General features: G+C 44.2%; 27 protein-coding genes. 14 read left to right on the forward strand and 13 right to left on the reverse strand.

What is annotated here, in order from left to right; translation table 11 throughout:
- Positions 1-85: 85 nt before the first annotated feature.
- Positions 86-490: a hypothetical protein gene (locus tag L0P88_RS07795; RefSeq protein ID WP_247134039.1), complete on the forward strand. Its 405-nt coding sequence runs from the start codon at positions 86-88 to the stop codon at positions 488-490.
- Positions 491-537: 47 nt separating this feature from the next.
- Here the strand turns inward: L0P88_RS07795 and L0P88_RS07800 are convergent, their stop codons facing one another.
- The 3 genes from L0P88_RS07800 to L0P88_RS07810 are packed head-to-tail and all read right to left on the reverse strand — an operon-like array spanning position 538 to position 4959.
- Complete coding sequence (locus L0P88_RS07800) at positions 538-1476, reverse strand: glycerophosphodiester phosphodiesterase (RefSeq protein ID WP_247134040.1); 939 nt, start codon at positions 1474-1476, stop codon at positions 538-540.
- A 1-nt stretch (position 1477) separates the two neighbouring features.
- A complete protein-coding gene (locus tag L0P88_RS07805) occupies positions 1478-2440 on the reverse strand; it encodes an alpha/beta hydrolase (protein WP_247134041.1) in 963 nt (320 codons plus the stop codon).
- Between the two features lie 11 nt (positions 2441-2451).
- On the reverse strand, positions 2452-4959 hold the full coding sequence (locus L0P88_RS07810) for a TonB-dependent receptor (RefSeq protein ID WP_247134042.1): 2508 nt from the start codon (positions 4957-4959) through the stop codon (positions 2452-2454).
- Positions 4960-5259: 300 nt separating this feature from the next.
- On the opposite strand from L0P88_RS07810, the gene L0P88_RS07815 reads away from it, so the two are divergent.
- Positions 5260-5553: a GNAT family N-acetyltransferase gene (locus L0P88_RS07815; RefSeq protein ID WP_158778205.1), complete on the forward strand. Its 294-nt coding sequence runs from the start codon at positions 5260-5262 to the stop codon at positions 5551-5553.
- A 1-nt stretch (position 5554) separates the two neighbouring features.
- A complete protein-coding gene (locus L0P88_RS07820; RefSeq protein WP_247134043.1) occupies positions 5555-5977 on the forward strand; it encodes a (4Fe-4S)-binding protein in 423 nt (140 codons plus the stop codon).
- Between the two features lie 71 nt (positions 5978-6048).
- On the opposite strand, the gene L0P88_RS07825 is transcribed toward L0P88_RS07820, so the two are convergent.
- Complete coding sequence (locus L0P88_RS07825) at positions 6049-7245, reverse strand: acetate/propionate family kinase (RefSeq protein ID WP_247134044.1); 1197 nt, start codon at positions 7243-7245, stop codon at positions 6049-6051.
- Between the two features lie 9 nt (positions 7246-7254).
- Positions 7255-9339 carry a phosphate acetyltransferase gene (gene pta / locus L0P88_RS07830; RefSeq protein ID WP_247134045.1) on the reverse strand — a complete coding sequence of 695 codons (2085 nt, stop codon included), beginning with the start codon at positions 9337-9339 and terminating at the stop codon, positions 7255-7257.
- A gap of 220 nt (positions 9340-9559) precedes the next feature.
- Between pta and L0P88_RS07835 the strand changes: the two genes are divergently transcribed.
- Complete coding sequence (locus L0P88_RS07835) at positions 9560-10255, forward strand: SIMPL domain-containing protein (RefSeq protein WP_247134046.1); 696 nt, start codon at positions 9560-9562, stop codon at positions 10253-10255.
- 53 nt (positions 10256-10308) lie between these two features.
- Positions 10309-10740 (forward strand): hypothetical protein, encoded by a 432-nt coding sequence (locus L0P88_RS07840; protein ID WP_247134047.1) that lies wholly within the window; start codon positions 10309-10311, stop codon positions 10738-10740.
- A 4-nt stretch (positions 10741-10744) separates the two neighbouring features.
- On the opposite strand, the gene L0P88_RS07845 is transcribed toward L0P88_RS07840, so the two are convergent.
- Both L0P88_RS07845 and L0P88_RS07850 read right to left on the reverse strand, forming a co-directional pair.
- Entirely contained in the window at positions 10745-11326 is a 582-nt protein-coding gene (locus L0P88_RS07845) for a TetR/AcrR family transcriptional regulator (protein ID WP_247134048.1), read from the reverse strand.
- A gap of 32 nt (positions 11327-11358) precedes the next feature.
- Positions 11359-12108: an SDR family NAD(P)-dependent oxidoreductase gene (locus L0P88_RS07850; protein WP_247134049.1), complete on the reverse strand. Its 750-nt coding sequence runs from the start codon at positions 12106-12108 to the stop codon at positions 11359-11361.
- Positions 12109-12267: 159 nt separating this feature from the next.
- Here L0P88_RS07850 and L0P88_RS07855 point away from each other — a divergent pair, with 159 nt between their 5' ends.
- The 4 genes from L0P88_RS07855 to L0P88_RS07870 are packed head-to-tail and all read left to right on the forward strand — an operon-like array spanning position 12268 to position 16845.
- A complete protein-coding gene (locus L0P88_RS07855; protein WP_247134050.1) occupies positions 12268-15420 on the forward strand; it encodes a VPS10 domain-containing protein in 3153 nt (1050 codons plus the stop codon).
- The gene (locus L0P88_RS07860; RefSeq protein WP_247134051.1) at positions 15417-15986 is read left to right on the forward strand and encodes a pentapeptide repeat-containing protein; all 570 of its coding nucleotides are present in this window, start codon (positions 15417-15419) and stop codon (positions 15984-15986) included. The genes L0P88_RS07855 and L0P88_RS07860 overlap by 4 nt, the downstream gene beginning before the upstream one ends.
- Before the next feature lie 16 nt (positions 15987-16002).
- Complete coding sequence (locus L0P88_RS07865) at positions 16003-16494, forward strand: DUF6265 family protein (RefSeq protein WP_247134052.1); 492 nt, start codon at positions 16003-16005, stop codon at positions 16492-16494.
- A 3-nt stretch (positions 16495-16497) separates the two neighbouring features.
- The gene (locus L0P88_RS07870) at positions 16498-16845 is read left to right on the forward strand and encodes a hypothetical protein (protein ID WP_247134053.1); all 348 of its coding nucleotides are present in this window, start codon (positions 16498-16500) and stop codon (positions 16843-16845) included.
- Positions 16846-16869: 24 nt separating this feature from the next.
- On the opposite strand, the gene L0P88_RS07875 is transcribed toward L0P88_RS07870, so the two are convergent.
- Positions 16870-17142: a hypothetical protein gene (locus L0P88_RS07875; protein ID WP_247134054.1), complete on the reverse strand. Its 273-nt coding sequence runs from the start codon at positions 17140-17142 to the stop codon at positions 16870-16872.
- Between the two features lie 101 nt (positions 17143-17243).
- Positions 17244-17714: a CBS domain-containing protein gene (locus L0P88_RS07880; protein WP_247134055.1), complete on the reverse strand. Its 471-nt coding sequence runs from the start codon at positions 17712-17714 to the stop codon at positions 17244-17246.
- Positions 17715-17837: 123 nt separating this feature from the next.
- Here L0P88_RS07880 and L0P88_RS07885 point away from each other — a divergent pair, with 123 nt between their 5' ends.
- The 4 genes from L0P88_RS07885 to L0P88_RS07900 all read left to right on the forward strand — a co-directional run bounded on the left by L0P88_RS07885 (position 17838) and on the right by L0P88_RS07900 (position 22238).
- Entirely contained in the window at positions 17838-20120 is a 2283-nt protein-coding gene (locus L0P88_RS07885) for a M28 family peptidase (protein WP_247134056.1), read from the forward strand.
- On the forward strand, positions 20113-20919 hold the full coding sequence (locus L0P88_RS07890) for an SDR family NAD(P)-dependent oxidoreductase (protein WP_247134057.1): 807 nt from the start codon (positions 20113-20115) through the stop codon (positions 20917-20919). The genes L0P88_RS07885 and L0P88_RS07890 overlap by 8 nt, the downstream gene beginning before the upstream one ends.
- A gap of 120 nt (positions 20920-21039) precedes the next feature.
- A complete protein-coding gene (locus L0P88_RS07895; protein ID WP_247134058.1) occupies positions 21040-21414 on the forward strand; it encodes a hypothetical protein in 375 nt (124 codons plus the stop codon).
- Between the two features lie 128 nt (positions 21415-21542).
- Positions 21543-22238, forward strand: coding sequence for a hypothetical protein (locus tag L0P88_RS07900; RefSeq protein WP_247134059.1), 696 nt, complete (start codon positions 21543-21545; stop codon positions 22236-22238).
- Here L0P88_RS07900 and L0P88_RS07905 read toward each other — a convergent pair.
- Entirely contained in the window at positions 22235-22750 is a 516-nt protein-coding gene (locus L0P88_RS07905) for a nuclear transport factor 2 family protein (RefSeq protein ID WP_247134060.1), read from the reverse strand. The genes L0P88_RS07900 and L0P88_RS07905 overlap by 4 nt on opposite strands.
- Positions 22740-23282, reverse strand: a complete 543-nt coding sequence (locus L0P88_RS07910; RefSeq protein ID WP_247134061.1) for a hypothetical protein — start codon at positions 23280-23282, stop codon at positions 22740-22742. Before L0P88_RS07910 ends, L0P88_RS07905 begins: the two co-directional genes overlap by 11 nt.
- Positions 23283-23304: 22 nt before the next feature.
- Between L0P88_RS07910 and L0P88_RS07915 the strand changes: the two genes are divergently transcribed.
- A complete protein-coding gene (locus L0P88_RS07915) occupies positions 23305-24246 on the forward strand; it encodes an NAD-dependent epimerase/dehydratase family protein (protein WP_247134062.1) in 942 nt (313 codons plus the stop codon).
- A gap of 20 nt (positions 24247-24266) precedes the next feature.
- Here the strand turns inward: L0P88_RS07915 and L0P88_RS23945 are convergent, their stop codons facing one another.
- Both L0P88_RS23945 and L0P88_RS07920 read right to left on the reverse strand, forming a co-directional pair.
- Positions 24267-24398, reverse strand: a complete 132-nt coding sequence (locus L0P88_RS23945; RefSeq protein WP_281499723.1) for a hypothetical protein — start codon at positions 24396-24398, stop codon at positions 24267-24269.
- Between the two features lie 261 nt (positions 24399-24659).
- Positions 24660-24968 (reverse strand): hypothetical protein, encoded by a 309-nt coding sequence (locus L0P88_RS07920; protein ID WP_158778185.1) that lies wholly within the window; start codon positions 24966-24968, stop codon positions 24660-24662.
- Positions 24969-25007 lie beyond the last annotated feature (39 nt).

The raw sequence follows: 25007 nt of genomic DNA on the forward strand, positions 1-25007 counted from the left end.
ATTATCCCTCATTTATGCATTTGTCTTATGCGCATAACATACTTTGTCCTACCATTGCTTATTGCTATCGTAGCGAACCTTAAAAATGAGAACATTCCTATTGCTATCCGTAGTATTTGGTTTCTGTGGGCATGCACAAGAGGATCCTTTGGTGGGCCAATGGCAACGTGTGGGGTACTATGTCCATGAATGCACTACCGACAAGCTCATCCGCACAGAAACGAAACAGATAGCCTTGGAGGAAGAATTCAGGCCGGATGGTACATGGGAGGTTATTGGATCGCCATGGAAGGGAACTTGGTCCCGTTTGAACAACAATGCATATCGGTTTGTCTATGCCCCCCATTCACGGGTGGACCGATGTCGGGTGGAGTTTCAGGGAGACGAGCTTCGATTGTACGCCAGGACCTGTGACAGCCTCCAGGCCAACGATAAAAAGCTTTATGGATACCTCCTGCTTAGAAAAATGAATAAAACACACTATCAATAACAGTGCGGTATTCGCTTTGAAGCGTTAATTGGCCGTAAAAACCTTGCCTACTTCTTAAAACGCAAAGCCAGGTTGGGGTAATCGGTAATAAGGCCATCGACCCCCATCAAAAGCAAATCCTTCATCGCTAAGGTGTCATTCACCGTCCAAGGGATCACTGCAATATTTTTCTCGTGTAAGCTTTTGAGCATCTCCTCCGAAACCAGTTTGTAATATGGACTATATATCGCCGGCGAAAAGCCAAGTTTTTCCAGATTTGTAGTGGCATCATTTTCATACACCAAAGCTACCAATCGTTGATCGGGATAGTTTTGATGGAGGTAGTGGAGTACCCGAAAGTCAAAACTCTGTACCACCACTCGTTCTTGGGGCAGCTTTTCTTGAAGGAGCTTCATCAACAATGCTGAAAACTCCGCCGGTTCCGGATGGTAAATGCCATCCCCCCTGGGCAAGCTCTTAATTTCGATATTGTAGTTGACCTGCTGCTGGTTTTGCACACCATAGTCCTCTGCATAATCAATGACCTCCTTTAGCAAAGGTTTGGTGACCTTGTATTTTTCCTGTTCCAAAAAATTGGGATTGCCCATACTACCACAGTCGAACTGTTGGGTTTCCCCATAGTCCATTTGGTAAATGTTGAGCTGCCTTGCTTTTGTTTTTGGGATACTATCCCCCTTGGCGTCCAAACAAATCTCAGGATTCATCCATGGCTCATGGGAAACCAACAGTTGTTTGTCCTTAGTGACCACAACATCCAATTCCAGGGTATTTACCCCCAATTCAAGTGCCTTTTTAAATGCCGGCAGACTGTTCTCGGGGGCAAGGCCCCTGGCCCCTCTATGGCCCTGTAGGTCAAATTCAAATACTAGCTCCTCCTTTGCCGTATCGGTCGGCAACCCTGTTTGGGAAGTACTTCGGTCCTTTGGTCTGCAAGCGGAAATCAGGAGGATTCCCATAAAACAGACAAGCCATCTTTTTCTTTTCATCTTATCTCTGGATAACATCATTGATGAAAGTCACCGTTTCTTCATATACGCTCGACCAATCTTTTGACCGTAGATCACAGCCTATCACGTGGTTCCCTGTATTTGGAAATGCCTTACTTAGCTTGTCGGAAGCTGGTGTTCCCAACTGTTCAAACATTTCCAGCATGGCGGCCACGGAGACCACCTTATCCTGTTCTTCCTCATTTTTATAGTAATAGCCCATAAATACGGGGCACTTCACATTTTTAAAGGTCTCACTGACCATGGTCTGTTTTAGCATACTGATAAGGGATACATAGCCATTGACATGATAGTTGGTGGACCAATATTTGGCCACTTCAGGTTCCCGGACCTGCTTTTGGATTTCACCCCCGGCCTGGGCCACAAAAAATTCCTTCCCTCCCGGTTCAATGATCTTTTCCATGATTGGATTGAACAGGCCTATAAACGGGGAATACATGATCAGTCCAGCAATATCCGTATCCTTTGCCGCTAAATGGAGGGATAGGGTACCTCCTGTGGAGGTGCTTACCAAAACCACCTTTTCCCCAAGGAGCTTGCCCATGGCCAGGGCATTCTCAGCGGAGGCCAAATGGCTTTCCGGGGTCAAATATTCATATCCGTTCTCCCGGTCCAAACCGTGCTCTTCCAAACGCGACATATATACATGTGCCCCAAAGGTTCCGGACAGTTTGGACATAATGGGCTCCCCTTCCCTATGGCTGGCCCCAAATCCGTGAAGGTATACAAACGCGTAGGGCGTTTTTTGGTACTTGTGGTCGGATACCCATAGCACCTTAGCCGCATTTCCCGGTTTTACATTCCCTACTTTTTGTTCTTTGGTGGCGAGGTACCCCTCCAATTCATGTAAGGGGATGTCCTGGGTAACACTTTGGCCGTGCACCAAACCAACCAACAAAAAAGTCAGTAGTGTTACTCGAATACGATGTAATTGGATTTCCATAGTTGCTTGTTTTAAAATCTAACGGCCACTTGTCCGCCAAAAAAACGGGGAGGACCGGCAATAAAGGTAGGAATACCAAAGGCCCCTCCCGTATTTCCTGCATCGATGATAAAGGATTCATCCAATAAATTGGTCACATAAACATTGAATTCGTATTTCTTATTGAAGATCAATCCGGCCCGAACGTTCAAGAGACCGTAACCTTCCTGTGAAATTCCCGGCAAATTGGTTTCCTCAAAAAACACTTCCGATTTGTAGGTATAGGTAGGCCTAAAAAACAGATCGGTGGTTGAATTGAGTTGTGGGTTCAGGTTCAATCCCAGGGAAAACGAGTGCTCCGGAGTCAATCGAAACCGGTTTCCCGCCAATTCCTGTGGATTTCCATTTTCATCGGTATCATCAAAAGTCGCATCGATATACGCATAATTCGCAAATACCGTACTTTTCTTACCAAAGGCATATTGAAAGGCAAACTCCGCACCAAAGGCCGAAGCACTACCGCTATCATCCGGGTTAAAATCCACCCCACCTTCCGCATCCACGGTAGCGATATTGGTCTGGAAATTGTTGTAATCGTAAAAGAAGGCATTGAGGTCCAATTGCAATCGATTGTTCATAAACAGGGATTTCCCCCCTATTTCATAGGACCATACGGTTTCGGCGGACAGAACATCCACTTCAGTTGCGGTTACGTTGATGACGTTGGGCCGCCTTCCCCTGGAAACACTGCCAAACAAGGTCACTTCATCATTGACATCAAAATCCGCGGCCAATCGTCCTACAATGGAAGTAAAGTTGTCACTGGCATTGATTCGTTCCCCATTGGTTGAGGCGAACAAGTTGTTGGGAAATACCCCCAGAAAATTACCGAGCACTCCGGGTTGTTCGGCATCTTCCGCCTCAAATCCGGCATTGATGTTCTCCAAGGTCCCCCGAAGTCCCAAAGTAACCGTTAATTGGTTGGTGACGTCCACGGAGGCATCCGCAAAGATGTCACCGGTATAGTTTTCACCAAAATTGGTAAACACCTCCCTGTTAAAGGGCAATAAAGGTGCTCCCGCAAGCGGTCCAAAGGTCTCCGGGTCGTTCGGAATATTGGGCAAAAGGACCGGAACGCCATTGACCACCAAATTTCCGGGGTCCAAAAGCAGTACCCCCAAACTTTGTTCATTTACTTCAAAGGGTACGGACTGCGAACCATCTTCGTAAAAGAAATTGGCCCCAAAAAACCCACGAAACCTTCTGTTGTTATCAAAATTGAACCGTACCTCCTGGCTAAATTGTTTTCCCTTGGCAATTTCCCTAAAAAATAGAACGGGAGCCGCGGTTCCATCAGCATCAAAAGCCTCGTTGGAATCAAATTCACGAAAAGCGGTAATGGACGTGAAATCCCACATCTCATTGATATTGTGTTTTAGGATTCCCGTAATGCCGTATACATCCCTATCCAGGCTTAGTTCCTCTCCACGTTCCAGGTCGGCAAAACTGTTGGGGTCAACATCCCCATTGAGCGGGGCAAATGTCCCACTTTTGAAGGAGGTCCCTGGAGGGGTATCTTTCTGCCAATTCACGATGAGATCAAACAAGGTCTTGTCCGAGAACAAATAGCGCAACGAGCCTCGAAAAGCCAATGTCTCCTTTCCGTTCAAGTCCCCGCCCGAATTGTTTTCAATAAAACCATCCCTTGCATTGTAGATTCCGGCAACCCTTAAAAACAATTTGTCCTTGACCAGTGGAAGGTTGTAATGTCCGTTCAATAGGGTTTGGTTGAAATCGCCATAGCCGATTTTCAAACTTCCTGAAGTTTCATTTTTCGCTTTGTTTTGAATGATATGCATAGCCCCAATTTGGGCACTTCGTCCAAAAAGTGTTCCCTGCGGCCCTTTTAAAACCTCTATGCGTTCCAAATCAAAAAGCTCCACCACCGAGCCCCTGGATTTACTGATCGAAACACCATCCTGAAAGACGGAAACCCGTGGTTCCACACGGGAATCCCCATCATCACTGGTAATTCCACGCACCACAATTCCGGGGTTGTTCACACTCTGTATTTGCACCTGTAAACCGGGCACATATTCGGAAAAAGCATCGTATTCGAAGGTATTGTTATTATTGATGAATTCACTTCCGTAGGAAGTAATGGCTATGGGAACTTCCTTATTTCGCTGCTCTCTTTTTTGCGCTGTGACCACCAGGCCTTCCAACTGCACCGATGATTCCACGAGCACAAAATCCTGTTGCGTTCCCACACCACCCACGGTTACAGTGACGGTCCGGATTTCAAATCCGATATAGGTCACTTTTATGCTGTAATCCCCATTCGCCAATTCCGAGAATATGTAGTCCCCGGAATTATCGGTGACCACCCCTAGGGAAAGGCTTTCAATAATGACATTGGCTCCTATGAGCGGTATACCGTTGGCATCCGTTACTTTCCCGCGTATGGTGCCTGAATCCTGGGGATAACAATTTAAAATTCCTAAAAGGGAAACGATTCCGTAAAGCAAAAGGTTTTTCATGGTCTATAGTTTTGAGACGGGCAAGGTATTTTACCATTGTTAGGATAACCTCTCCAAGAAATTATGTTATGTTCAACTGCCCCCGTTGAACATTAAGTTTAAGTAAGGCGAATTGGGACCGATATGGGTTACATCTTGATGGTGGTAGGTAATTTAGCACCCATACCCCTTCAGGGACAAGGGTTTAAAAACGGTAGTGCGGAGAATTCCCTTTGGGTTATCGCACTAATTTTTAAGTCGCCTTTCCTGCGATGTCCATAGCTGCCGAATACTTCTTATCTTTAAGGAAATTGCTACTACATGAGTTACACCCTTATCGACAATTCGGATAAAAAACAATACGAATTTCAATTATCGGAACATACCCCCCATATCGAATACATTAAGGCAAAGGACAAGATTTACCTGACCCATACCGAAGTACCGATAGCACTGGAAGGTCAGGGCATTGGAACGGAACTGGTAAGGCAGGTACTGGAAGATATCAAGAAAAAGGAATTGACCCTGGTTCCACTGTGCCCGTTTGTGGCGGCATATATCAAAAAGCACCCACAATGGCGGGAACTGGTCCTAAAGGGCATTAACATCGCATAATATGGAAAAGGAAATTGTAAAGGAATATACCCATGGTGACTTTACCGTGGTATGGAAACCCAAAAAGTGCATCCATTCGGAGATTTGTTTCAAAACGCTTCCCGAAGTCTATGATCCCAAGGGCAAACCATGGATCAAACCTGAAAATGCTACGGTTGAAGCCTTAAAATCACAAATCGAAAAATGTCCTTCGGGTGCATTGACCTATAAATACAAAGGGGAAACCAAAATGGAGGAAACCAAAATAACCGAATGCAGTATTGTGGAAAACGGCCCCTTGCTGGTAAGTGGTAATCTTAAGGTTGTGCTTGCCGATGGTAGTGAAGAAATCAAAAAACGATCAACGGCATTTTGTCGCTGTGGGGCATCCAACAACAAACCCTATTGTGACGGCACCCATAAAACCATTGCTTTTGTAGGTTGATGGGACAGTGCATTCATGGAGGAACCCAACAACGGATAAGATGGGGATTCTTTCCGAAATTTTAATTGCAACTATCCCTTTCCCAACAGCTGGTGACATTGCCGGGCAATTTCCAGCTCTTCATTGGTAGGGATTACCAAAAGGCGAACCCGACTGTCCTTGCCCTGAAATTCAGAAACCTCGTTCTCGGTATTGATCGATGCATTCCTTTCACTTTCCATAACAATGCCCATGGCTTCCATTCCGGTACAGGACATTTGACGGATTAATACGGAATTTTCCCCAATTCCTGCCGTGAATACAATGGCATCCACCCCATTAAGAATGGCAATATAGGCCCCAATATACTTTTTTATGCGATGTGAGATCATCTCCAAAGCCAACAGGCAGTCTTTGTCCCCTTCTTCCGCCAACCGTTGGATTTCCCTTAGATCGGAGTGTCCTGTCAATCCCAACAATCCACTTTCCTTCTGGAGCACTGTATTTACTTCCTGGGAATCCATTCCACAGGAATCCATTAGGAAAAACACAACGGACTGATCAATATCTCCACTTCGCGTTCCCATAATTAAACCATTTGAGGGTCCAAATCCAAGGGAATGTTCTATGCTTTTCCCATCTTTCACGGCAGTAATGCTGGAACCATTGCCCAAATGCACAGTGATGATTTTTGATTCGGGCTTTCCCAAATACGCGATTGCTTTTTCCGAAACATATTTATGGCTGGTACCATGAAATCCATACACCCGAATCCCATGGTCCTGGGTCAATTTTTTGGGAATGGCATAAACATGGGCCTCAGGGGGAATGCTTTGATGAAATGCGGTATCAAATACCGCAACTTGTTTGGCTTTGGGAAAAAGGGTCTGGGCCACTTCAATACCAATGGCATTAGCGGGATTGTGCAATGGCGCGAGAAAAGAAAGTGCCTTGATTTTTTCCAGCACTGCATCACTTATTTCCGTAGCGCCACTGAAGGCATCACCGCCATGGACGACCCTATGTCCAACACAATCAATTTCCCCATCACCTTCCAATACTCCGTGCGAAGGGTCCTTTAACAATTCCATAATCTCACCAAGACCGGATTTATGGTCTTTGATGCGCATGGCACGTTTTAAGGATTCCGTACCCTTTTCATAGCGCACATGCCCGTTTTCCTGACCCAATCGCTCTACGATGCCTTTGCAGAGGCTACGGCCTTGGGGCATTACTATCACCTGAAACTTAATGGAAGAACTCCCAGAATTAATGATCAAAATCTTCATGGTCCTATTTCAATTGTTCTGGGCTTGGATAGCGGTAACCACTACGGTGTTGAATACATCGTCCACGGTGCAGCCACGGCTTAGATCATTGACAGGTTTGTTCAATCCCTGCAATACAGGTCCTATTGCCAATGCCCCTGTTTCCCGTTGTACGGCCTTGTAGGTGTTGTTTCCGGTATTTAGGTCGGGAAAAATCAATACGGACGCCTGTCCCGCTACTTTGGAATCCGGCATTTTACCGCGGCCCACAATGGGATCAACCGCCGCATCATATTGTATTGGGCCTTCGACCTCCAATTTAGGATGTTGTTCGCGTACCCGTTGGGTCGCTTCACGAACACGTTCCACATCCTCACCTTGGCCCGAATTGCCGGATGAGTAGGAAAGCATGGCAACCTTGGGTTCAATTCCAAAATTGGAAGCTGTGGTAGCTGAAGCTATGGCAATTTCCGCCAATTGTTCAGCTGTGGGGTTGGGATTAATGGCACAATCGCCAAATACACATACCCTATTGGGCAGGCACATAAAAAAGACCGATGAAACTACGTTGGCTTCCGGTTTGGTCTTGATAAACTGCAATGCCGGTCTTATGGTGTGCTGGGTGGTATGTACGGCACCCGAAACCATACCATCGGCATCCCCACGGTATACCATCATAGTGGCAAAATACGACACATCATTCATCATATCACGGGCCATATCCATATTTACCCCCTTGTGTTTTCGCAGCTCGTAAAAGGTCTCTGCATAGGATTCCATGATTCCGTTATCCTTGGGATTAATGACGTTCAGTTGGGAAATATCAAGGCCTAAACGGGCCGCTTCGGCAGCTATACGGTGGATGTCACCCAAAAGGGTAATGGATACGATATCTCCCTGCACCAACTCCGTGGCCGCCTTTAAAATTCGTGCATCTTCCCCCTCGGCCAACACAATATGCTTTTTTTCCATACGCGCCCGTTGCGCCAAATTGTATTGGAACATGCGCGGGGTCATGACATTGGATGTAAATCCCGTCAACCGTTTCAGCAAAGCCTCCCCATCTATATGCTGTTCAAACAAAGCCATGGAAGTTTCTATTTTCTGTTTGCTCTGTGCATAAATCTGTGACTTGATATTTCCAACAATGTTGGTCGTTTTAAAAGTCCCTTGCTGCACGCTGATGATCGGCACATTGGTGGTGCTTTCCAACAGTTTTAAAATGGAAGGTTCCGGTGACAGTCCCCCGGTCAAAATAATCCCTGAAACGTTGGGATATTTTTCAGATTGATGCGCCTGTAAGACGCCCAAAATAATATCTGAACGATCCCCCGGAGTTATCACCAAACTTTGCTCACGAAGGTGTATGAGATAGTTATGCAATTGCATGGCCCCCACCCCAAAGCTACCGGTTTGGTTATCCAAATACGAATGCCCAAAAAGTACTTCCCCATCCAAGGTCTCAACAATTTCCTTGAGGGTGGGATGGGACAAATTCCTTACCCTTGGTACGGTATATACCTCTACCCCATTGGACAGGCCTTTGGTCAATTCCGTTTTGACCAATTGCAAATTCTCGGGCCTGATTTTGTTGGCCAATACGGCCAACACCTGAATGTCATGCTGAAGATAGGTCTTGACCGCGGCATCAAGGTTTCTTGAAAAGTCTTCCAGGCTTTTGCCCTTGCCATTGTCCACCAATACCACTGGGATTCCAAGATTTTTGGCAATGTCCCTGTTCAAATCAAATTCAATGACCTTACCTTCATCGGAAAAGTCACTACCCTCTACCAGCACAAAATCATGTGTTGCTTCTATTTTTTTATACTTGGAGATGATGCGATCCAGGATTTCATCCTTACGGTTATCATTGTATAGGCGTACCACTTCATTGATGACTAAACCATAGGCATCTTCGGGGGGCAAATCCAATTGAAAATGCTGCAGGACGGTGGCAATATGGTTGTCGAGTCCACCATCTTCCACCTCATCAATAACAGGTCGAAAATAGCCTACTTTTGGGAGCTTTCCCAAAAGCATATTCATAAATCCAAGTACAAAAAGTGATTTCCCGCTATGGGGTCCTAAAGTGCCTATATAGACCGCTTTGTTCATGTAAGTAGGGGTTAATATTTTACGTTTGACAAAGATACTTCCTAAACTGTCAAGGACATCTTTTTACCCTGGCCAATTTCAAAAAATATGCACCCCATTCCGAACAAAATGCAATCGTTCACCAAATGAAAAAGTGGGGTCACATTTCAATTGAACACGGTTACTCATTATCCGTTCTTTTTTAAATACCGTTATTGTAATTTTGACCAAACTTTTAGTCATGAAATTAGCATATAGCCTACTATTTTTTGCCACAACGATGGTCCTTTCGGCCCAATCCAGAAATTTTTTGGACGTTCCCTACCTTGAAACCTCGGCCCGAGTGGATACTTTGGTCACCCCAGATAAGATCTATCTAAGCATTACCATCCAGGAAAAGGACTCCAAAGGGAGAAAATCGGTAGAAGAACAGGAAAACAAAATGGCACAAAGCCTAAAAAATCTAGGTATTGACGTTGACAAGCAGTTAACGATAAAGGATTTGGCCAGTAACTACAGGAAGTATTTTTTACGTTCAAAGGAAGTGCTGAAAAGCAAGCAATATTCCCTATTGGTCCGTGATGGCCTCACTGCCGGAAAGGTCATGGCCGCCCTGGAAGATTTGGATATTGCCAATACCTATTTGGAAAAGACCGAATATTCCAAAATGGACGAGCTGGAACTCGAATTAAAATCAAAGGCGGTAAAAAAGGCAAAGAAGAAGGCGGACGCCCTTACCCAACCCTTGGGACAACAAGTGGGAAGGGCTATTCATATTGTGGACAATTCCCAACCTTATTATCCAAGGTATAATCAAGCTCGAATGGAAATGAAAACCATGGCCATGGATATGGCAGAAGCTGAACCCCTGGATATTGGTTTTGAAAAAATTCGAGTGGAAAGTACGGTGAACGTGAAATTTAAGCTTGCGGAATAGGTCACTCGACGCAGCTTTTTGGATTTTGGGACATCTAGTAGGAAAACCTAGCGATGAAAAAGTTCCTACTGCTTTTGGCCACCCTATCGTTGACATGGTCCTCCTGTAATTCCGACGACAACGATCCCACATCCGAAATCTGTGATTTTTTGGTCCGAGTGGATGCCCAAAAATTTGCCAACACCACTACCTCCGGTTACTCCATTATCAGTGCCGGGATTGAAGACGATTGTCTTTCCATTCAAATTGAAAGCGGTGGTTGTGATGGAAATTCGTGGGTTCCGGAACTCATTGATTCCGGTTCAATTGCAGAATCCTCCCCGGAACAACGATCCATTATACTGGGGCTTACCAACACGGAACCTTGCGATGCCATAGTTCTGAGGACATACACTTTTGAACTTACCCCTTTACGGATATCGGGAAGTAATGCCATCATTTTAAGATTGACCGATTGGGATGGTGAACTCCTTTATGCGTATTAGGAGCTCAATCCAATACGGAAAGTCCGGAATTCACTACTTTCCTAAGCTTTTCAGCATCGGAATCCACCTTGGCCACAACCCGAATCCCATTGTAAAGGGCAAAAAGCATTAACCCGATTTCCTCGGGATTGATCGAAGGGGACAGTTCCCCATTGTTGACTCCTTTTTGCACATAGCCCGCAAAAAGTTTTTCCGCATTTTCCTTATTAGCAATAAGTGTCTGATGTATTTTTTCATTGCCGGGGATCATCTCTGTGGTGGTATTGACCACAAAACATCCTTTTCGACCGGGATCGTTGGCCGCCTCTTCAATGGCCATTTCAAATAATCTTTGAAACCCCTCTTTTACCGTAGCCGAAGTATGGAATATTTCCTGGATTTTTTCCCCTGAGGTCGTCCTGTAGTGTGCAAATGCACTATCGAACAAAGCCTCTTTCCCGCCAAACGTATCATAAAGACTGGCCCTGTTAATGCCCAGGTGTGACACCAGATCCTGCATTGAAGTGGCATGGAACCCTTTTTCCCAAAAGAGTTCCATGGCCTTGTTCAATACTTCTTTCTCATTAAATTGTTTTGTACGTGGCATATTGGACTATGTTCCAAATTTATCCAAAAAAACTACACCTGTGCAAAGCCACCATCCACTGGAATCTCGGCTCCGGTGATATAGCTGCTATCCGATGAGGCCAGAAACAACGCGGTGGTCGCCACTTCATCGGAATGACCGAATCTCCCCAAACTCACCAGGGAAGGGAAGTTGGCTGCCATGGCATCGATATTCTCCTGGGGCACATTGTGCTTACCGTAAATGGGGGTATCGATTGGTCCCGGCGCTATGGCATTGACCCGAATCCCCTTTGGACCAAATTCTGCCGCCAATGTCCTCGTAAGCGAGCGCAATGCTGCCTTACTTGAGGCGTAGGCCCCCATACCGGCAAAGCCTTTGATATTCACCACAGAGGTATTGAAAATGATACTGGCCCCCTCATTTAAGTGTGCATTGGCCGCCTTTACGGTAAATAGCGGACCCCGTACATTGATATTATGGACCTCATCAAAAATATCAGGGGTCAACCCATCAATGGTCTCCAATCTAAATATTCCGGCATTTAGAAAGAGGACATCTATTTTACCAAAGGTTTCCACCGTTTGGGTTATCAAAGCTTCACTGTCCGTTATGCTCGAGGCTTCGGCCTTCACCAAAAGATACTCCCCGGATAGTTCGGATTTCAGGGCATCCAATTTCTCCTGACTCCTTCCGGTCAACACTACTTTTGCACCTTCTTCCAAAAAGCGCTTGGCCGTTTGCAATCCCATTCCACTGGTCGCTCCGGTGATAATGGCCACTTTGTTTTCCAATTTTTTCATTTGATATGATTTTTTTAATTCTTAATTCTATTTTAGAACGATTGTTCCAATACAAACATATTAATAACGGAACGAACGTTCCAAATAAAAAATAGACTTTAACATTATTTTACAATTGTAATCGCTCTTTTGTATCTTACTCCATTAAAATCCAACCCTATGAAATTCCTAAAACTGTTCTTTGTTGTCCTTTTCGTCATGCCTTTTTTGCTGAGTGCCCAAAAAAGGAAAAGAAAGGCAACCGTCCCGACCATTGTTTTGAACGATTCCATGTACACTGGTCTTAAATGGCGCAATATTGGTCCTTTTAGGGGGGGAAGGAGTGTGGCATCGTCTGGTGTTGTTGGACAGCCCATGACCTATTATATGGGTACCACCGGAGGTGGAATTTGGAAAACCGTGGACGATGGCATTACTTGGAAAAATATTTCGGATGGCCAGTTAAAAACAGGGACGGTCGGTGCCATGGCAGTTTCGGAAAGCAATCCCAATACTGTTGTGGTGGGAATGGGCGAACACGCTGCCCGGGGCGTAATGACCTCAATGGGGGATGGGGTCTATAAATCCACTGATGCGGGAAAAACATGGAAACACATTGGTTTGGATGAAACCCGACACATCTCCGATGTGATCATCCATCCCACCAATCCGGACATCCTATTTGTTGCCGCACAGGGCGCACAATATGGTCCATCCCAGCAACGTGGGGTCTATCGTTCACTTAATGGGGGAGCAACCTGGGAGCGGGTCCTTTTTGTAGATGAAAATACCGGAGCCTCTTCCCTATCCATAGATATGAACAACCCATTGCATCTTTATGCCGCCATGTGGCAGCACCGGCGTTATCCTTGGAAAATGGAATCCGGTGGGCCTTCCTCGGGAATCTACAAATCCACCGACGGGGGAACCACATGGAAACAGCTTAAGGAAGGCCTCCCGAAAGAGTTTGGCAAGGCTGGAATTTCGGTCTCAAGGGCCAATCCAGAACTCGTATTCGCCGTAATTGAGGCAGAAGGCACCAAAGGCGGGGTATACCGAAGCGACGATGCCGGTAAAAAATGGAAACAGGTCAATAAGGACCGTATCAATATTGCCCGTTCCTGGTACTATATGGAGATTTTTGCCGATCCACAGGACGAAAATGTGGTATACGTACTAAATGCCCCTGTGACCAAATCCATTGATGGGGGCAAAACCTTTACGCCCCTACCAACGCCCCATGGGGACAACCACCATTTATGGATACATCCCCATGACAATACCAAAATGGTGAATTCCAATGACGGGGGAGCAAACGTTTCCAACAATGGTGGAAAAAGTTGGAGTACCCAGCAAAATCAGGCCACTTCCCAATTCTATCGGGTCATTACCGATAACCTGGTACCCTATAACGTATATGGTGGCCAACAGGACAATTCGGCCATTGCCATTGCCAGTCGCACCAATGATGCGGGAATTGACTGGAAGGACTGGTATTCCGTGGCCGGCTGTGAAAGTGCCTATTTGGCATTTGACCCTGATAACCCCGAAGTGGTTTACGGGGGTTGTTATCAAGGTATCATTGAAAAATGGATAAAGGCCTCCCGGGAGGGAAAACCAATTAAGGCCTATCCAGAATTGGGCTTGGGGAAGGTTCCCAAGGACTTCAAATACCGATACAATTGGAATGCACCCATTATAAGTTCCCCCCATGATCGGAACACGATTTACCATGCAGGCAATGTGGTATTCAAAACCGAGGATGGAGGTCATGCTTGGGAGGCAATAAGTCCGGACCTGACCCGTAACCAAAAGGAAAAACAGGGTCCGGGTGGTGGACCCTATACCAATGAGGCCGCTGGTGGTGAAAACTATAATACCTTAATGTACTTGGTGGAATCCCCACATGAAAAAGGGGTGCTCTATACCGGCAGCGACGATGGTTTGATGCATATTACCCGGGACGGAGGCGCCAACTGGACAAATATTACCCCGCCAAATATTGGGGACGGAATTATCAATAGCATTGAAATATCCTCCCATGATCCCGCTACGGCCTACACCGCCATAATGCGGTATAAATCCATGGATTTAAAGCCCTATATTTTTAAAACAACGGACTATGGACAGACATGGACAAAAATCGTGGATGGCCTAACGGATAAGCACACCTTTGTACGTGTGGTCAGGGAGGACCCAAAGAAAAAGGGATTGCTCTATGCTGGAACGGAAACCGGGCTTTATATTTCAATGGATGATGGACAAAACTGGCAAAGGTTTCAATTAAACCTTCCCGTTGTTCCCATCAATGACATTGCCATACAGGACAACGACATGGTCGTTGCCACCGCAGGACGTTCCTTTTGGATCTTGGATGATCTGGGAGCGATCCAAAACAGTTTTGATACTGCCGAAAAGCTGAAAGTGGCACAGCCCAAACCCAGCTATCGCATTTTTGGTGGCAGTCCGGACAAACCGGTCCCAGGATTGGGACAAAATCCAAAATCAGGGGTTGCCATTGATTATTACCTGCCCAAAAAACTGGATTCAATTCCTCTAAAACTCGAAGTACTTCAAGAAGGGAAGGTCATCCGTACCTATACCAATCAAAAACCAAAGGATTTCAAATCTTGGCCCGGTGGGCCACCCAAACCACAGGTACTCCCCAGTAAAAAGGGATACAATCGGTTTACCTGGGATTTTAGGAAGGAGGCCATTCCGGCCATCAACAAGGTATTTGTGTTCGGGAACTACCAGGGTTCCAGGGTTGCCCCCGGCACTTATACCCTAAAACTAAGTTTGGAAGGGGAAACGGTGGCGACCACGGCAACGGTTTTGGCAAATCCTAAAATTGAGGCTTCGGCAACGGAGTATGCGGACCAGCAAGCGGTCCTTGATCAGATTGAAAATACGCTACGGGCAATGCATAAAGCGGTCAATCAAATGCGTTCGGCCAAAAGCCAATTGAAGTCGTACAAGAAACTGTTGAAAAACAATACTGCGGCGGAAACACTTATAACCAAAGGTGATAGTTTGCTAAAACGCATTACCACCTGGGAGGAACATTTAATTCAACCCAAACAGAAAACCTTTCAGGATGTCATCAATTTCCACAATCAGCTCAATGCAGATTTTATGCATTTAAAGGGTTTTGTTGATGTTCCCGAACCCCAGGTAACCCTGGGGGCCAAAGAACGGTTACGGGATTTATTGGCGGCATGGGACACGTATAAAAACGAAAAAAACAGTATTGTTGGGACGGAGATGCGGGAGTATAATGAATTGTTCAAATCATTGAACCTCCCTGCCATACTTATGAGCGGAGATGAATGAGGGCTTTTTTTGCCGACCGGAAATACGTTACAAAAGACCTTAGGGAAAAACGCCTTCCCAAGGGGGACTATGAAAACTGTGTTTTTGAAAACTGCCAGTTCCAAGAGGGTCTTTTGGACAACCAGAATTTTGTGGAGTGCCAGTTTGTAAACTGTGATTTGACCAATACCAACGTGGCACATACCCAATTCAATGGCGTAAGGTTTGAAGGATGCAAATTGGTGGGCGTACATTTTGAAACCTGTGACCCTTTACTATTGGATTTTGGGTTCAAGGGATGTAATCTCACCTTGGCCTCCTTTTATGAAATGGATATTTCGGGGACCCATTTCCTGGATTGCCGAATGCACAAGGTAGATTTTACGGCAAGCATACTATCAAAGTGCAATTTTGCCGAATGCGATTTTAAGGACGCCGTTTTTGAAGGAACCCATCTGGAAAGGGCAAACTTTGTTTTGGCATTCAATTATACCATTGACCCTAACAAAAACACCGTCAAAAAAGCAAGGTTCAGCCAAGAGGGACTCATTGGTCTCCTGAAAAAATACGATATTGTAGTCAACTAACCTCCAATAAACCACTATGAGACACCTTGTTCCCTTTCTATTGGCGCCATTGCATGTGTTACTTGCGCAAAACACACTGCAAATGGAACAAGGGGATACTTCGCCCGACGCCACTATTACGCTTGTGGAATTTATGGAAGGACATTGGACCGGTACCGCATTTGGGGGTGTCACAGAGGAAATATGGAGTCCGGATATTGGCGGGAGTATGATGTTTGTTTTTAGACACCTTATTGATGACAAGGTAAACTTTTACGAAATAGGCCATATTCGTGAAGTGGGCAATAGCCTTGTTTTTGAGCTAAAACACTTTGATGCCAATCTACATGGCTGGGAAGCCAGAGATGAAGTGCAACAATTCAAGTTCATAAAAGCTGAAGGCAATCGGGTCTATTTTGATGGATTCACCTTTGAAAACATCAGTCCCCAAAAAATTGCCATTTATGGTCTAATAGGCAATGATGATGGCACAACCACCGAGATGGTTTTTAATTACAACAGGCAGTAGCACATGAAAAAATGCATCGAGTGTGGTATCGAAATCCGGGGAAGGGCAGATAAAAAGTTCTGTTCGGACTACTGTCGCAATGCCTACAATAACAAGCTCAATAAGGATAGTAAAAACTTGGTTCGCAATATCAACAACAGACTGCGAAAAAACTACCGGATATTGGACAGTTTTGAACTCAAAGATGGAAAAACGCGGACCACCAAAACCCGTTTATTGGATAAGGGATTCGATTTTGAGTACCTTACCAATCTGTATACCACAAAGAAGGGCACTACGTATTTCTTTGTCTATGATCTGGGGTATCTTCCTTTGGACAATGATTTTTATATGATTGTAAAAAGAGAGTAACCAACCCGTTAGTAGTTAAGATGGTTAATTGATGTAAACAAGTATTAAAAAACCTACCAAAAAAAATAGTATAAGTACAATCGTTTCAATCCTTTTTTCAGATTTTAGCTTTTCTCTTATACTTGTCTTCACTTCTTCCAATTCAGATTCAGATAAATCTGGGAAGTCAAACTTATAATTTGTATCCGCAGATTTAAAACCTAATTTTTTGCGGTTAAATTTTCCTTGATTTTTGTCTTTTCGTACTTTTTTTCGAGCTAATGTAGCTTTGAATTGAGATAAACTCCCATCCGCCATAAGATTAGGTTTCTAACTTTAGAAGTCACACAACTGAGAATAAAGTATTGCCTAAGAGATTCATTAATACGATTCCTTATCCAGCTAGCGATTATAAAAAATCATTTCCAATTGGCCCCACTTAACTTCAATGCGGCAACAACAATGTCCTTTCTACTGATCTGGCCTACCAGTATCCCATCCTTCATTACGGGCAACCGCCTTCGGTTATGCCTGTCAAAAACGCCGGCAGCATCAAATATGCTCATATCGTGGGGAATGGTCTCCACATTCTTGGTCATAAAACGTTCAACACTCTTGTCCAAAATAGGTTGATTAAAGTACCTGCTTTCAGAGATTTGCTTCATGCAGTCCGCTTCGGAAATAATCCCGACAAGAAACCCGCTATCGTCCATGACCGGACCTCCGGAAATTTTATACTTGGCAAAGGCCTCCATGACTTCCAGAACGGATTGCTTTGGAGAAAAAGTCACTAATTTTCTGGTCATATAGTCGGAAACCAAAATAGGTCCCCCGGAATCCTTTTTACTATCCACTTTAGCCCGCGCCCCTTGAAAACTCTTGATTCCCATGTTAGCGTATTTTATTGGTTAACTATTAAAGTTAGTGATTTTATTGCGAAGAATCTAAATTTTAGTGCCGAAACCTGAGAAGCTGTTAATATTTCCTATTTTTAATACGTAACCAAGACCAACATGAACTTTTCAAAGATCGTTGCCTTTTTTCTCCTCCTTTTTGCCGTTTATTGGAGTTATCGTTCCCTTATGCCCCATGCGATGGCCGATACGGATTTGGAGCAATGGGACTTTCAATTGGACAATGCATTGAAACACGTTAAAACGCTCTCCCTTACACAGCATGCCGTTGGGTTTCCGGGGCATACCAATGCCATGAACTATGTGGTCTCCGAGCTTAAAAGAATGGGGTTGCAGGTGAGCACCCAAGAAGGATTTATCGCCGGGGATGGGGGCAATCTCTGCAAGGCCACCAACATTATTGCCAAGATAAGAGGAACTTCCAAAGGAAAAGCGCTTCTATTGCTCTCCCACTATGATAGCGCCCCCCATTCTTCCTACGGTGCAAGTGACGCGGCAAGTGGAGTCGCTACCATTTTGGAAGGGGTACGGGCCTTGTTGGCGAATGGAAAGGTCCCAAAGAATGATATCATTATCCTGATAAGCGATGCGGAGGAATTGGGACTTAATGGGGCGGAACTTTTTGTACACCAACATCCTTGGGCAAAAAATGTAGGGCTTGTACTGAATTTTGAAGCCCGCGGAAGTGGTGGCCCCAGTTATATGCTTATTGAAACCAATAGGGGCAATAGTAAACTGATCAAAGAATTTACGGCGGCCAATCCAAAGTATCCGGTAGCAAACTCTTTGGCCTATAGCATCTACAAAATGCTTCCCAATGACACGGACCTAACGGTATTTCGAGAGGATGGGGATATTGAGGGGTTCAATTTCGCCTTTATCGATGATCACTATGACTACCATACTGCACTGGATATTCACGAAAGATTGGATCACAACTCATTGATCCATCAAGCCAGTTACTTAATGCCCTTAATGGAACACTTTGCCGGTACGGATTTAACGGACCTTAAAAGCCTTAGTGATCTCGTATATTTCAATATCCCTGTTTTTAAATTTATCTCCTATCCCTTCGAGTGGATATGGCCCATGTTTGGCTTGGCCTGTATTTTATTTGTTCTGCTACTGATACTCGGGTTTAGAAAAGGGGAACTGGAAGTAAAAAGCATCCTTATTGGATTTTTACCGGTAGTGCTCATCCTGGTCATCAACGGATTGGCAGGATATTACACCTGGCCCATTTTAAAATGGTGGTATCCATGGTACAGGGACATTTTACATGGCTTTACCTATAACGGCCATCTATACATCATGGAAATGAGCCTATTCGCCATAGCCGTATGCTTTTTTGTGTACAAAAAGTTCAAAAAAATAAAATTGGCCAATTTACTGGTCGCTCCAATAGTCATCTGGCTTTTGATATGTGGATTGGTTGCAGTGTACCTAAAAGGGGCCAGTTTTTTCATTGTTCCGGTCTTTGGTTTACTGGCGGCATTATTGGTATTCATCAACCAAGAAAAACCCAATCCGCTATTGCTATTGTTCCTTTGCCTGCCCGCTGTTTTTATGCATTCCCCCTTTATCCAAATGTTTCCCGTTGGTCTGGGCCTCAAAATGATGGTTGCCGCCACTGTTTTGACCTCTTTGCTGTTCTTTTTAACGCTTCCCCTTCTTGGTAGGATAAAAAAGCATACGACCCTGGGCATACTGGCGCTATTACTGTTTGCCGTTTATGGGATTAGGGCACATTTAAATGCTTCCTTTTCCGAGGAACATCCAAAACCAAGCAGCTTACTCTACGTATACCATGCCGATACTGATGAAGCCCAATGGGCTTCCTATGACGAGGTATTGATCGATTGGAATGCCCAGTTCCTAAAAACCGGGGAAGAAGACCGACAGACAAAAGGCCTGAATACACTGAGCAGCAAATACAATACCCGTTTTAAGCATACGGCCCCAGCACAAAAAAAGAATATTGTACTACCGGAAATTTTGGTTACCAAGGATACCGTGGTTGCGGATAAAAGACAATTGACGGTATGCGTTACACCAAAGCGTGCGGTCAATCGATTGGAAGTATTTACCAATGACATTGCAATCCATAATTGTGCCGTGAACGGAGTTTCCCTTTCCGAATATTACTTACAAAATCGTAGAAATGGCAAACTGATCACGCATTTTATCAGTAATAACGCCTATACGGAAATTGATTTGACCATGGCAAAGGACAAAACACTTGAACTTTCCTTTTATGAGGCTTCAAATGATTTATTGATCAACCCTTTGTTCACTGTTCCCGAACGCCCCAAAAGCAGTATTCCCATGCCTTTTGTCCTGAATGATGCTATTTTGGTCATCAAAAAAATGAAGTTTGAATAAGACCATCGGAATACTTGGCTGTGGTTGGCTGGGCACTTCTTTAGGCGTAAGCCTCTTAAAAGACGGCTATCAGGTAAAAGGTTCCACGACATCTACGGACAAATTGGATTCCTTGAACCAAAAGGGCATCTTGGCTTACCCTATCCACCTTAATGAAGGCTCAGTGGATGGAAAGATAGGGGAATTCCTGACCGATCTGGATGTTTTGGTCATTAACGTACCTCCCAATTTGCGTAAGGATCCCTCAAGTGATTACATAGCCAAAATGCAGCTACTCTTGGAAAACATCAAAGGTTTCCCAATACACCATATCCTTTTTGTGAGCAGTACTTCGGTATATGGTGACGTGGAAGGTGAAATAACGGAAGATACCGTTCCACAACCTGTGACAAAGTCCGGAAAACAGCTTTTAAAATCCGAACGATTGTTTTTCAACGAAACTCAGTTTTCAACCACTATCATTCGATTTGGGGGCCTTATTGGGGAAGACCGGCATCCCATAACCCAGCTTTCCGGGAGAACCCTAACCAACGGAGGGGAACTCATCAACTTAATCCATAAAAACGATTGTATCCATATGATACGAACGATCCTAAAAAATGGATACTGGAACCAGCTGTTTAATGGGGTCTATCCTTATCACCCAACCAAAGCGGAATATTATACCGTAGAGGCCAAAAAAAGGGGGGTCCCACCCCCCAACTACACACAGGGCACTGCAAAAGCCAATAAGAAGAAGGTGATTTTTAGAAATTTTTATGTTAAAAAGCACCTTCTGACCACATCCATTTCTTCTTGATACACCACAACTAAAAAGTGTTTCACAACAAAAGCCCTGTGTTGCTGTTAATTAAAGTATTGATTTAAAAGGCTTAACGACGAAATGCATAGTTTTACAACACATCAAAAATGTATAGTTATGGAAACTTTTAATGTAAAATCGAGGATTTTGATGGAAATGGAAAGTCTGATCGCTCGCAGTAGTTCAAAAAGGGAAATGACCCCAAAAAACAAGTCGTTTCATGAAGCCATTATTAAAAAGCACTACAATGCCGTGGATGTTAACATTGATTACCATCGCAGTAGGGTAAAGATGAATGTGGTCATGGATGAAAGTGGTTATGATCCCAAAACGGTAAACATGGACCTTGTGGTCTTACCCACGAACCTTTTTTTCAAAAATCTTCGGGATTTTTTAAAATCGTGCCTGGAAGGGGATGCCAAGAGCATTGCTTTTTATGCTAAGCTAATGAAGGATTTATCGAGCAAAGAGACGGTGCATCTTGCCGTTTGACCTTAAAACCAAAAATCGCTACTGAAAAAGATGCTTTGGGCATCTTTTTTTGTTTGGGTACTTTCCAAATCTTTAACAGCCTGCTTTGGTTTATTTTTTTAGTTTTGCCGCACTAAAGCATTAAAAGGATGAAAAAATTGTTTTTTATCACCGTGTTATTGGCCTCGGTATCCCTTTTTTCACAAAGTAATGCCAATTTAAAGGGCCATTTTGAAAAGTATTACCTGGAGATGAGAAAGCAGGGCGATGTCAATGGGGTCATCAACGCCCTGACCCATTTAAACGTCATAGCCCCATCCCAGGAAAGAAAGGATACCCTGGCTTATGTGTATATGAACGGCAACCAGCATTTGCAGGCCTTGAACACCATTGGGATTGAAAAAAATGAATCGGATTCCAATTTGGCCGTACAAGTAAAGGCCGTATCCTTAAAAGCTTTAAATCAACCCAAAAGGGCCATAGAACAATTTCAGGTGCTCTATGACAGGAAAGCTGACCCTTACATCGCTTATGAATTGGCCGATTTAAAAATCCAAATCGGTGAAATGGAAAGTGCCTCGAAAGACATTGAATATGGTATTGCAAATTCTACCTTGAACATGAAGCACGCCTTTTATGAGCGCCAGCAACCCTATGAAGTACCTTTAAAGGCTGCATTTTATCACTTAAAGGGACTGGTAATCTTCAATGGGGACAAAAGCAAGGTTGATGAAGCCATTGCCTTTATGGACAAGGCATTGGATTTGGATTCCAATTTTAACCTGGCCAGTTTAAGCAAACAGGCGTTGGAAAAGCGTAAAACCGAAGGGGATACCGGAAATTAATTTCCTTTTGAAACGGATTTCCTTTTTAAATCAATAAGCAGAAGGCTGTCCTTCTGCTTTTTTAGTTGTACCAATGCCTTAACATTTTCATTGGGTACGGCTATGGAAAGTACATAATGGGCAATTTTCCAGTTGCCATTCACCTTTTTCAACACTCCAGATCCCCTGCAAAGCTTCATTTGGGTGTCCAGCAATTCATCGAACCAAGCGAATTGCCCGTTATCATCCAGGTATATATTGCGTTCCACGGCGGTAAAACCCCATGCTTTGCCCCGGTCGAAATACGGTTTGGAAAAATCCTTGAATTCCTGATTTTGCCAGTTTTCCATGGCATCCGTTCCCAAAAACACACCATCATCCGTCATGAGGGAAAAATATCCTTCAAAGTCGGCATTTGAAGCGGCAAGGTGCCAGTTGTCCAAAACACCGCCAATGGTCGCTTTCTCACTTTCCTGGGCCGAAAGCAGGAATCCAACAGACAAAAGATAGGCCAGGATTACATTATTCCTCATTCAATATCAATTTCGGATCAAGGGTATTGCTTATAATATTGTTGAATTGGTTTTTGTAGGCATTATAGGCCAACATCATCTCTTCCATGGATTTGTACACATCCCTTCTATCTTTGAGATTTCCCTTCACCTTATAGAGAAAGGTACGGAACACCTGCTGTCTGCTTTTTATTTGAAGCTTATCAAACAATTCCGGATAACCGGCTTCGGCCAGGGTCTTTTCCCTTTCGATCAAATCGTCTATGGCCAACATAAGGTCTTCGGTATTGGTTGCACGTTTTAAGATGGCATAGCTGGTTTCCATTGCCTTAAATTCCTGCCAGTCGGCCACCAAAGCGGCCACTTCTTCATCAAGCGTGGCGTCTTGGGGCAGATTTTGAAACGAAAATGATTCCGGTGCTTCAACCGTGGCAACTTCCCCTTCTTTTTGGTTTCTGCAAGCAAAAAAAGTTACGCATATCCATAGCCAAACAATGTGTTTCCCCATATTGCCAAAGTACAAATTCTTGGGAAAAGCTATCTTTACTTTCACAATGATTTAATGACAAATTGGAATGGACAAATCTATTTTAATCCTGGGTGCCTGCGGACAGATCGGTACGGAGCTTACCATGGTACTAAGACAAAAATATGGTAATGATGTGGTTGTGGCCAGTGATATTCGGGAAGGGAGTGGCACCTTAATGGAATCAGGTCCATTTGAGCTTTTGGACGCCACCAATTACGAGGCCATTGAAGATGTGGTCATGCACTATGAAATCCAGGAAGTATATCTTATGGCCGCCATGCTCAGCGCTACGGCGGAAAAGTTTCCCATGAGGGCCTGGAACTTGAACATGAACTCATTGTTCAATGTCCTGAACCTGGGAAAGGACAAGAAAATAGATAAGATATTCTGGCCTTCCAGTATTGCGGTTTTTGGACCCAACACCCCTAAGGAACACACGCCACAGCATACCTTAATGGAACCGAGCACGGTTTACGGAATTAGCAAGCAATCTGGTGAACGGTGGTGCGAATACTACCATAAAAAGTTTGGGGTGGACGTACGAAGCCTTCGTTATCCGGGACTTATTAGTTGGAAGACCTCACCTGGTGGGGGCACTACGGATTATGCCGTGGAAATCTACCATAGAGCATTGGAAGAAAAAGCCTATAGCTGCTTTTTGTCCGAAGGGACCAAACTGCCCATGATGTATATGGACGATGCCATCCGCGCCACCATCTCCTTAATGGATGCCAAAGCCGATGATCTTACGGTACGCTCTTCTTATAACTTGGGTGCCATTAGTTTTACACCATTCGAAATAGCACAAAGTATTAAAAACCATATTCCCGATTTTGAAATCAATTATGAACCGGATTTCAGACAGCAAATTGCTGACTCGTGGCCATCATCCATTGATGACTCCATGGCAAGGGAGGACTGGGGATGGAAACCTACGTTTGACCTCAATCGAATTACATCGGAAATGTTGGAAAACCTGAAAAAGTAATACCCGCGTATTACATATTTTCAAAAATCTTCATGCCCAATTTTATCAAAAAATAAACCGTCACCGCCAAAAGGATCAGGTAAAAAACGATTGCTCTCTCCAAATACCCTTTGGTATTTTTGTTCTCTGCCTTCATAAACAACTATTCTCATTTACATGGTTAGGATAACTTAAGAACGATAGCGTTGCGTAAAAATTGAAGGATTAGTATAAGATTAACGCATTTGTACGATTTTGCTTACGCATTTGCTTTTTTTAACAATCCGATCACTTCCATTTTGTAGAAAGGGCCTATTTTCCTCATTTATTGGGGTTTAACTTTGGAATTGAGGTTGTGAATTCGGGTTCATCTGGGAGAAAACCCTCCAGGTTAAGGCCTTTCTTATTCGATTTTAAGAACCCCAGGGCCCGTGCTATTCCTCTTCATCCTTGGGGGGCATCATATCGGGATCAATGACCGCTTCGGGGTCATCAGAATCAAAATCGGCATAGTTATCCTCATCATAGTTGGCCATGGTACGTTCCAACTTTGAACTGATTTTGATCAGGTATTTGGTGTCCAGGGTGAGCACCTCAACACATTCCACTTTTGCACCGGCAGCATTCTTGAACGAAATGATATCGTCATCCCCATAACCATCTGGATATTCCTCAACAAGAAGCTTTAGTACTTCTGGGGTAAGCTTTTTAAAATCGACGATGACCCGTTTTAGATTCTTCAATTTTTTTGGTTGATTTATATTTAAAGTTAAGAAAAAATC

The sequence above is a fragment of the Muricauda sp. SCSIO 64092 genome (genome assembly GCF_023016285.1).
GTDB lineage: Bacteria > Bacteroidota > Bacteroidia > Flavobacteriales > Flavobacteriaceae > Croceivirga.